Raw genomic sequence first — 10852 nt, forward strand, 5'->3', positions numbered from 1 at the left:
TTTGCCATTGCCTGTTGCAGGTCAAACGGGGCACGTAAGTGCAGGGGCAGGTAGTTGACCTGATCTCGTTTGGCATCTTGGTATCTTATCCTGTTTACGTTTTGGAAAAAATAAGTGCTGTTGTCTTCAGGCAAGGTGGTTGATTTATCCTGTCTGGCCGAAATCTCTACAAATAAAGTTTCTTTGTACCCGAAATTGGCATTGGCAAATACTCCGTCTACTCCTATATTTTCTACCTCTTCAAAAGGAGGCTGTATAGGATTTAGTGAGTTGGATAAACTATACAGTCCGGGGACTACCAAGCCTCCATTTGTACTGGCTCTGATGGAACTCATTCTACTTCTTCGGAGATTGGAACCCAATAATCCGGTAAAGCTGATGTCTTCGGATATGTCCTTATTGAAATTTAATAACAAATCAAAGTTGGACTCATTGAAATCCCTATTGAACCTGGTGTATTGACTGACATCTGCACTTCCAATGGCTACCCGCTCTTCCTGTAAGTCAATGGTGGTATTGAAAGATGCCCGCCCCATAACGCTAAGCCAATCATTTATTTCATAGTTTACGGAGGCGTATCCGTAAAAATTGTCTCTGCTGTCGTTGGAGTAATTTTGATACCTCGTCCAGTACAAGTTGTCTGAGTAAATGGGGCCGGTATTGGAACTGTTCCAGTTCCAGGTTATGTTTTGTTCATTTCTCCAGTAGGCTTCTTCCTGTTCCCTTATATCGACATTGGTTTGCCACCATTGCCTAAATTGCTGATTGGGATTCCTGCCGTTATAGCCTGTGCCATATCTACCCATACCTACAGTTCTTGCATAGTTTCCGGAAGCTGAAATGGTCAATTTATCCGAAGCTTTATAGGACCCATTGAAATTGAATTGGTCTTTGTCTATGGTACTGTTTGGAAGATTGCCTTTGATATCATTCCTGGTATATCCTAAGCTAAAAGTAGCATCATTTCCACCACCGCTGATAATGATGCTCTGGTTGGAGTTCAGGCCGGTTTCGTAATAAGTACTTGGATCATTTTGTGCAGCCACCCATGGGGTCATTTTTCCAAAATTGGGAGAAAATGGATCCAATGCATCCCATTGATAAACCATTAGGCCAGGATCAAATGCAGGTCCGTAAGAAGCATCATCTTGAAACCTGACCACCGGACCAACTCCGCCTCCCAGATCCCGGGGTGTTCTGAAAGCATCTATATATCCTGCACCATAGTCTTTTTGGTACCTCACAAAAGTACTTTTGTCAATTGAACTCCAAATGACACCGGAGTTGATGGTGATATCCATGCTGTTTTCCTTACCTTTTTTGGTGGTAATCATGATCACGCCATTGGCTGCACGAGAACCATAAAGCGCTGTTGCTGCTGCTCCTTTCAATACGTTAACTGATTCTATATTGTCGGGGTTTAAATCCGCAGCGGCGTTTCCAAAGTCAGTACCAACGCGTCCAGTTTGTTGGCTACCAAAGCTTTCATTGGCTTCATAAGCTTTGGTGCTGGTATTGTTATTCGCATTACTGATGGGAACGCCGTCGATTACGAAAAGTGCTTGGTTGTTGCCTGTAATAGAGGAGTAGCCCCTAATAATAACATTGGTAGATCCCCCCATTGTATTATTACTCCTGATGTCAAGCCCTGCCACCTTACCTGAAAGGGAGTTGACAAAATCCGGGCTTCTTGTTCGGGTAATCAACTCTCCATCTACCTCCTGAGCAGAATAGGCCAATTCATTTCTATTCCTTTCTACACCTAAGGCGGTAATAACAACTTCTGAAAGTTCATTAACATCTTGTTGTAATACAATATCAATCGTAGATCGATTGCCGACATTTACTTCTTGACTCATATAGCCAACAAAACTAAATACCAATGTGCTTGATCCATCAGGAACAGCCACAGAATAGTTGCCGTCAATATCTGTTATTGATCCTACCATTGAACCTTTAACTAATACGTTTACGCCCGGAATTCCCTCCGGTTCATCTGATGAGGTTACCCTCCCTGTCACTGTCCTGTTCTGAGCAATAGCAGAAATTGTTGTGCATGCGATAAGCACAAAACAGAGTAAAATATTCTTCATAGCTTTATCATTTAAGTGATAATTGATAAATAAATCCTAACCTAAATTATTTAATTATAATAAATTAAGGATAGAGAAATTATTGTCTACAAAAACAGTTCCAAAATTCTATAGAATATTATTTTTATAAAATAGTGTTAGGTTAATTTGATTTAACCAATAATGCCTGTCATTTGTTTAATTGCTTATAGAATATCCTATGGGCATTTTTTTTCAATTGAGCTAAAAAAGTAGGTGAATTTGATTTCTGCTCTGTTTTTAGAAATGATAATTTATCTATGATATTTGATATGTACTAAATGTTTCTTCTTCTCCGATTTTGTGTGTTTTAAATTGTTAAAAATCAAGTGTAATAAAAAATTAGTTATAATTATTGGAAGTTTAAATTATTTAATCTACATTTGTAGAATAAAGTATTTAAATATAGAATAATGTTTTTTTACCTAATTAAAATTATCTGTTGTTCTGCCTTGTTTATTCTTTTCTACAAGCTAGTATTAGAGGGGGAACATATGTATAAATTCAATAGGTTTTATTTGTTGATAAGCTTGATGCTATCATTTATTATCCCATTTATTGCCTTTAAACAGCAGGTATTGCCAAGGGAGCTCGTTGATGCGGTGGTATTTGAATCAACATTTTCTATTAATCCCGAATCGTTCAAAAATAAACCATATGTAAAAAGTATTAATTATATGATTTGGGGTTTTGGGTTAGTCTATTTTTTCGTTACTGTAGCATTTTTATCGAGGTTTTTAATAAATATTAAATATATATTACAAAAGCTAAGAAAAGGGGTTTGTATACCTTATAGGGGAAGCAAAATTGTTCTCTTTAATCAAAATACGGTGCCTCATAGTTTTTTAGGATATATATTTCTCAATGAGGAAGCATATACAAGTGGAAATATTGAAAAAGAGATTCTAATTCATGAACTTGCACATGTATCCCAAAAGCATTCATTGGATATCTTATTCGTAGAAGTCCTCCAAATTTTTTTCTGGTTTAATCCATTTATTTTCCTATTCCGAAAAGCTATTGCGCTCAACCATGAGTTTCTTGCCGATGAGGCAGTGATCAATCAAATCTCTGATATTAAATCCTATCGCCATCTATTGTTTGATAAAGTCACTGAACAGGCAAGCTCATTTATTACAAGTCGATTTAATTATTCTATTACTAAAAAACGTTTACTTATGATGACCAAAACTAAATCATTCCGAAATGCACTGTGTAAGCAAGTAGCAGTTGTTCCTCTATTGGGTATGGCCGTATTTTTCTTCAGTACAGTAACAATTGCACAGGAAGAAACTAAAAACGTCCAGTCAAAACAAATTGTTGTTCCATCAACGACAGAAGGGGCGACTCCTGCACAACTTGCTGAGTACAGAGAGATTGTTAATAAAGCTAAAAATGATAAAGGGCGTCCTGCTCATAGTAATATTTCTGAAAGCGATAAGGAAAGGTTACAGTCCTTGTACCTTTTAATGAATAGAGAGCAACAGTCCCAACAAATGATAGTGTTTAGGTCCTCACCTCCACCTATGAATAAAAAGGTGCCTACTGAACAGCAAATCGAGTCATGGAAAGATCCTGAAATATATGAGGTTTGGATAGACGGGAAACGAATTAGTAATGCAGCCTTGGATAATTACACCAATACGGATTTTGGGAGGTTATTTGTAAGCAAACTTGAAAAGAATGCAAAAAATTATGGAAAACATTATTATCAAGTTGACTTGATGACCAGCGACTATTATGCGGATTATTATAAGACGCAGGTAGAAAATCAAGGTAAATATATTATGGGTTTTTCGTACCATAACCGGAATTAAAGTACTTTCCGCAAGTGCAAGACAAGAAGGTCTATTTCATGTTTCTGGTTCAAATAACATTAGAAAGATAAAACCAACCCCAATTGTTGATTGTATGCATAGATCAATAGTACCGGGTTGGTTTTATTGAACCTGTTTTATGGGAATCACAATGTTGTCCCCCTTACGATTAGGTTAATAAAGTCTTTTTGATTAATGGTTTGACGTCAGAAGGGCTGGTTTTGTGAAGTCGGATTTCCATGCAATTATTGAATTCTTTAAAGGCTTCCAGCTCTTTGCAGAGGGCCAAGGCAAAAGCGTCCCTGTCTCCCAGACCTTCTTCCAATGCCAAATGATGGATGTTTAAAATGGAAGTTTTTCTATCTGCTTTGCAATCCATTCTTGCAGCAAATGAGCCGTTCCATAATATTGGTAATGAAAAGTAGCCATATTTACGTTTTGTTTCCGGGAGATAACATTCAATCTGGTAATCAAAATCAAACAAATTGAGCATGCGTTTTCGTTGGATGAGCAAATTGTCAAAAGGGGAGAGGATTTTTAGTTGTTTACAGTTCAATGGCTTGTCAAGCAATGCCAAAGATTTCGGCAAAGCAAAATAATCAATCCCATTTACTGTAACTTTTGTTAATTCCCCTGAAGAATGCATTTCCTTAAGTTCGGCAGCAATGTGTGTTTTGGTATTTTTTAACAGGTAGGAGATCTCAGAAGCTTGCCCAATACCATTGGCCTTGAGGTAGTTGTTTATTAAGAATCGATGATATTCCTTCTTGGAAGGCAAACGTATGTAAATGTCATTTGGCAATACGTTTTCTGTCAGATCATAAACTTTATGGAAGTTTTTGCGAGAGGTGATCATTAATTCCCCCTGCATAAACAAGTTTTCCAAGGCCTGCTTGGCAGGCTTGCTACCCCAGGCTTTAGTTTGTTTCTCTGAACCAAAGTCTTTAGCCATCAGAGGTCCTTCATTTTTGATTCTGTTTAGGACCAGATCCATCAATTGAAGGTCTTTCTTGAACCAATGTTTTTCCTCACCCTTTAATAGGGCATTTTTTCGGAAAAGACTAAACCTGTAATCCTTCATGGGTAAATACGAAGCAGCATGAGACCAATATTCAAATATTTTTCTCTCGGCCACCAATTTATCTATTTGTGCATTTTGATACTTTGGGTTTCTACTCCATAAGACATGATGGTGGGCACGCTGAACAGTAGATATTGTATCTATTTGAATATAGCCGAGCTTTTCTATGGTCAAAAGAGTTTGCTCTATGGCGGGCACATTTTTTCTAGGGTTAAAGATCCCTTGAGACGCTAGGACTAGTTTTTGTGCTTGCTGAAGCGTAAGGTTTTCAGTCATTTTTTCTATTTCTATGATAAGCAATAACTGATGGGTATTTGTGGAGTTTAGCCGATTTCATCTCAATAAGTTATGCCCAGATCATTGTTGCGAACATCAGCTAATTTACCTTTTAAGAGGTCTTGCATTTCAGCGATCACATTTGAGTATTGAGGGTAGTTTGCCAGATTGTTGTATTGCCCCTTATCATAATTCATGTCATACAATTCCATGCCTCCTTCGGCTTCGTCCCCATATTGAATATAGGCCCAGTCTGATGAACGAATTAAATATCCCATCCTACCATTTCTTTGGGAAACGGAAAACGCAAAATCCCTTACTTTTAGCTTGGGGTTGTCTATCAGTTTTCCCAAGCTTTTACCTTGGATAGCTTTTGGTGCTTGCAAACCCGCCAATTCTGAGATGGTAGGATATAGATCAATTAATTCTGCAAAAGAATGGCAAACGGTAGGTTTTTGCCCGGGAACTTTAATAATAAGTGGAACCCTTACAGATTCTTCCATCAACCCAACCTTCATCCAAAAGCGGTGTTCTCCTAAAAAGAAACCATGATCTGAGGTGAAAATTACAATGGTGTTGCCTTCCAAGCCCTCGTCTTCCAAGGTTTGCAATACTTTGCCTACCTGCTCATCCAAAAATGAAGTAGAGGCATAATAAGCAGCAATAGCCTTTTTCTCTTGCTCCTCTGTCATTTCTCCGTTCAGGCTGTTTACATAGTTTATTCCCTGCTCAGGAATGTCATCCCAGTCATTGGTGACCTTAGGAGGCAAGACTACTTGTTCGTATGGATAGTTTTCAAATGAAGATTTAGGAGCTACAAAAGGTACATGAGGACGAAAAAAACCGGCGGCTATAAAAAATGGTTCGTTTTTATGCAACCTTAATAATTGTGAAACTTTATTGGCTGTTTCGGCATCAGTGTGAATTTCATTTTCAACGGTTTTGACAATATTGATTTGATTTCCACCATTCCAATTGCTGTCATTGGAAACTTCAAGCAAACCAAAAGGATTGTTTTGTACCAATTCCCTACTGCCTTTTGCATGGACCTCCGGGGCAGGACTGTTGTACCTTTCAGTCCATGAATCCGGGTCATCTTTGCCATCTCTCCCTTTCATAATATCAACAGATCCCATATGGAAAACCTTCCCTACTCTTGCAGTATAGTAGCCATTGTCTTTAAATAATTGGGCCCAGGATTGACGTTCAGGGCCTACGTTTTCTCTACCACTTACATACCCATAGGTGGTGGTGGCATTGGGATAATAACCAAACATCATTGAGGCTCTCGAGGGGCCACACACCGGGTATTGACAATAAGCTTTTGTGAATTGGGTGCCTTTAGCAGCCAGTTGATCTATGTTAGGTGTTAGGCTTGCTCCGTTTTCATAGCTGGATATCGCAGTGGCTGTAAGGTCATCGGAGATCATGAACAATACATTCAATTTCCCATGATCTTGGGCTTGTGTCGGTATAACCAACAAGAATAAAAGCGTAGAAAAAAGTAGGATTATGGTTTTTTTGGCCTTGCGAATATCCAATTTTATTTTGTGGTTTTTGTATGTGAAATAGGTCATTAATATTTTTTTTAGCCGACGGCTTGTCAAGCTTATTTCCAGGTGGAAGATGCTATTGACAGCCTCAATATTGTTGTTTCCTCTAATTTAAATATTTCATGGTGTAAAACAGTCATTTAGAATTCTGTAATTCTTCCGGAAAATTGGTTTGAAGGTGGGTGTTTGTCGCAAATGCTTAAATTATAAAAGGTTATAGGACAACAGGTCCTTTTTTTTATTATTTTAGAGTTGCTAAATAAATGTATTTCCGAACTTTTTTCATCATTAATAAAGAATTATGCGAGTAGCATTCATTGTAATTATTGCCTTACATGGGGTAATTCACCTCTTTGGATTTTTGAAAGCGTTTGACCTGTCGGAATTTAATGCCATTTCTCAGCCAATTTCCCGCCCCATGGGGTTGTTGTGGTTGATAACCTTCGTCTTATTTGTTGTTACTGCTTTTCTTCTGGCAATAAAGCTTCATTATTGGCAGTTTACAGGATTAGCCGGCATAGTGCTATCTCAGCTTTTAATTCTAAATAATTGGTATGATGCCAAATTTGGGACAATTATAAATTTGGTTATTCTGGCTGCGATAATTCTTGCCTTTTCCAGTTTTAATTTCAAAAATAAGGTGAAGCGTGAAGTTGAAAAAATATTTACCGACTCAAAGGCCAACAGTCAAGCCCTTTTATCTGAAGAAATGTTGGAAGGATTACCTTTAATTGTCCAAAAATGGTTGCACAACACTGGTTCAATAGGCAAACCGATGGTATACTGCGTTTACTTGGAACAAGATTTACAAATGCGGTTGAAACCGGAGCAAGAGAAATGGACCAATGCTCAAGCGAATCAATATTTTTCTATAGACCCTCCGGCCTTTAATTGGTATGTAGATTTACAAATGAACCCATTATTACCTGTGGTGGGAAGGGATAAATTTGAAAAAGGGGAGGGAGAAATGACAATCAAGTTGTGGTCTCTTTTTTCAATTGTGAATACCAAAAAAGAGGATAAAATAAATCAAGCCTCTTTACAGCGTTATTTGGCTGAGATGGTATGGTTTCCATCTTTTGCAGTAAGTCCTTATTTAAAATGGGAAGCGATTGACAATTCTTCGGCCAAAGCAACTATGGAGTATAAAGGAACAATAGGATCCGGTATTTTTCACTTTGATGAGAGAGGGGATTTCAAAAAGTTTGTAGCCATGCGTTATAAAGACTCCAAGGACTCCATTCCTACAGAATGGACAGTTAGTGCCATAAAAACAGAGGAACGTAATGGTATTAGAATCCCTGTTTCTTCCAAAGCAGAATGGAAGTTAGCGCATGGCAATTGGACTTGGCTAAAGCTGGAAATAACAGATATTAAATACAATGTTTCAGAAATGCCGTTGGTTTTGGACTAAGGTTTAATCTACATGTGCTACCTTATACATAGGCTGTCTCACTTGATTTCCGAATCATATTTCCATCGCCTGATAGATGGTCTGCTGAATGTTTCAGTTTTATATAAAGGCAACAAAATTTCTATTTAGGAGAAAAGCCCAATTTACTTCCTCCGTATTTTTTGATAAAAATTTCAATTTAGGTGTAATAATTTTTGATTTACACCACTAACCAAGAAAAAAAAGCAGTGAGCAGCGACTTTTACAGATCTTCAATTTTACCTTATGCAGCAATCGTAATTAAGATATGCAGGGCCTATACCAATACACAAGAGGATTTTGAAGATTATTATCAAGAAGTATGCTTACAAATTTGGAAAAGTAGAGACAACTTCCGCCAACAGTCTGAATGGTCTACCTGGGTTTATAGACTGTCTTTGAATGTTTGTATGACTTTGTTGAAAAAAAAGAAAAACGACTACCAGTATTTTGCTTCAGATGCCCTGCCTGAGGAACTGGTTGAAGATAGCCATGCATTTTCAGATGAGGCGCTAAATCACTTGTATGATGCCATTAAACAATTATCGGAAGTAGACAGAGGGGTGATTTTACTTTATTTGGAGGAAAAATCTTACCAAGAAATAGCGGATATTATTGGTACCAACCCAAACAATATAGGAGTAAGGATAAAACGAATTAAAGAACGATTAAAGAAACGATTAAATGGAAAAGTCAATTGAAACAATTTGGAAAGAAGGATTTATGAAAAATGAGGCATTGGTAGGTCCGAAGGTAATCAACCTATACAATCAGAAATCGATTCATTTCATCGATAAATATAAAAGGATGTTTAAAACTAATTTGAATGCCATTGCGATTGGTTCCATATTGGTTTTGGGTGCTTCCTTTTTTGTAGGAATCCCCATTATGGGGATAGGTCTTTTTCTTGTGGCAGCAGGTGTGTTTGCAGTGAATAAAAAGCTTGTAAAGGGATTGGAGCGCATTGACGAAAATGTCAATAGCTACGAATACCTTAAATCATTCAGAAGTTGGTTGGATGATCAAATATCGGTCAACACAAAAATGGCCAGGTTTTATTACCCTTTAATATTTCTATCGACCATAATGGGTTTTTGGTTTTCAAGTAAAAATGGGCAGCAACTAAACGAAACGGTAATGAATGAATTGATGGTGAAATATCCTGACCTTACTGTGGTTTTTGGAATGCCATTAATCGGACTATTTGCCATGGTGTTAATTCTGGTTGTTTTGGCACTATTTGGAGGAAAGATTTACTACTGGGATTTAAATATTGTCTACGGAAGGGTGATTAGAAAACTTGATGAGTTGATTTCAGATATGGAAGAGTTAAGGGCTTAATAAAGCTAAGTATTTGGATTTAAAAGAGCATGCCATAGCAATTTTACTCGAAGCTTCTGTAAGTTAAACGAGAGTTAAAATTAAGTCGATGACATTTCTTTCTTCAGGCCTGTTTAATTCCTTAACCTTTTTTTATAAAGGAAATATGTGATGACTGTCAAGGTAAAAGGTCTAGATTATTCCAGTAGCTATATAAATTTATCATTTATTGTTAAAAGAATCCTTTGAATGGGAATTATTCACATCCAAAGGATTCTATGATTATTTATTTTTTGGTAGAATATTAATGATGATTCGTTGGTACCTGGTCAGGGCTGGTGAGCCACTGTCCGTAACAGCCAAAATCAAATGAGTGGTTTGTGCTTTTGACAGCTCAATTCGCTCTCCTATTTCTAAAGTTGCCTTGGCACTATTGCCATTTAATATGGTAAGGGGTTTGTACCAATTGAAGGCCCAATAGGTTCCGGCTTCTTTGTAATTGAACCAATGATAGGACAAAGCGTCACCATCCGGGTCAGTGCTATCACTTGCATCAAATTGAATGGCTTCTCCCGGTCGTATGGTGATGTTGGTTGTTTTGTCTACTTTGACAATAGGCGGGTGGTTGGCCTCTTGATAAGATTTAACGCACCAGTCCATGCGTGCAGCAAAGTCATTTTGGAAAGCTTCCCTCCACCTCCAAATGGTTGCTTGGTTGTTAATGTAAATCCTTCCATCTATTCCCATTACCTCATCACTGGCATCTGTCCAAATGGCTCTTTGTTCAGGTGCCTGGTGGTCAAAATTGCGGTAAGGTTTAAAATGGGGTTTATACAGCTCGTATCTCCCTCCCCAGCCTCCAAAGTCAGGCCTTTCAGGTACATTCAGCCCATTGTCTATCAAACCTAAGAAACTGGGCGTGTCGCCTTCCATGATGTATTCCACTTCGGGATATTGGGCACCCAATGGACCGTGGTTTTGCATGATGTTTTTTCGGAGCCAAGGGTTTTCAGCCAGCGATGCATCGGCACCGGAGGCATACTTGCTAAAGGATTCCCCTCCAATTCCATTCCAAGTAGAATGGATGTAATCTTCTCCCGGGCTGACGATATAAAAGAGTTTTGGGAACTCATTTCTCATCCAAACACCTGAATCATCTTGATCGGATATGGTGTAGACCCTTATTTTGGCAACAAATTTATTCAGCTCTTCCATAGTTCTGGTATGTCTGATTTTCCAAAGGGCTTGAGCCAGAACATTGG

The 10852-nt window shown here is 37.9% G+C and carries 8 protein-coding genes; 4 read left to right on the forward strand and 4 right to left on the reverse strand.

From position 1 onward, the window contains the following. On the reverse strand, positions 1–2093 hold a 2093-nt coding region (locus AAC037_RS09960; RefSeq protein ID WP_339902854.1), incomplete at its 3' end, for a SusC/RagA family TonB-linked outer membrane protein. A gap of 848 nt (positions 2094–2941) precedes the next feature. On the opposite strand from AAC037_RS09960, the gene AAC037_RS09965 reads away from it, so the two are divergent. Continuing rightward, positions 2942–3928 (forward strand): M56 family metallopeptidase, encoded by a 987-nt coding sequence (locus AAC037_RS09965; protein ID WP_339902855.1) that lies wholly within the window; start codon positions 2942–2944, stop codon positions 3926–3928. Between the two features lie 169 nt (positions 3929–4097). Here AAC037_RS09965 and AAC037_RS09970 read toward each other — a convergent pair whose 3' ends face one another. Next, positions 4098–5285, reverse strand: a complete 1188-nt coding sequence (locus tag AAC037_RS09970; protein WP_339902856.1) for a crosslink repair DNA glycosylase YcaQ family protein — start codon at positions 5283–5285, stop codon at positions 4098–4100. Between the two features lie 62 nt (positions 5286–5347). After that, positions 5348–6862 (reverse strand): sulfatase, encoded by a 1515-nt coding sequence (locus AAC037_RS09975; protein ID WP_339902857.1) that lies wholly within the window; start codon positions 6860–6862, stop codon positions 5348–5350. Between the two features lie 277 nt (positions 6863–7139). Between AAC037_RS09975 and AAC037_RS09980 the strand changes: the two genes are divergently transcribed. The 3 genes from AAC037_RS09980 to AAC037_RS09990 all read left to right on the forward strand — a co-directional run bounded on the left by AAC037_RS09980 (position 7140) and on the right by AAC037_RS09990 (position 9611). After that, positions 7140–8252: a DUF6544 family protein gene (locus AAC037_RS09980; RefSeq protein WP_339902858.1), complete on the forward strand. Its 1113-nt coding sequence runs from the start codon at positions 7140–7142 to the stop codon at positions 8250–8252. A 227-nt stretch (positions 8253–8479) separates the two neighbouring features. After that, positions 8480–8971, forward strand: a complete 492-nt coding sequence (locus tag AAC037_RS09985; RefSeq protein WP_339902859.1) for a sigma-70 family RNA polymerase sigma factor — start codon at positions 8480–8482, stop codon at positions 8969–8971. Beyond that, positions 8955–9611 carry a hypothetical protein gene (locus AAC037_RS09990; RefSeq protein ID WP_339902860.1) on the forward strand — a complete coding sequence of 219 codons (657 nt, stop codon included), beginning with the start codon at positions 8955–8957 and terminating at the stop codon, positions 9609–9611. Before AAC037_RS09985 ends, AAC037_RS09990 begins: the two co-directional genes overlap by 17 nt. Positions 9612–9872: 261 nt before the next feature. Here the strand turns inward: AAC037_RS09990 and AAC037_RS09995 are convergent. After that, the coding region (locus AAC037_RS09995) for a nucleoside hydrolase-like domain-containing protein (RefSeq protein WP_339902861.1) at positions 9873–10852 on the reverse strand (980 nt) is incomplete at its 5' end.

It is taken from the genome of uncultured Cyclobacterium sp. (genome assembly GCF_963976465.1).
Classification (GTDB): Bacteria; Bacteroidota; Bacteroidia; order Cytophagales; family Cyclobacteriaceae; genus Cyclobacterium.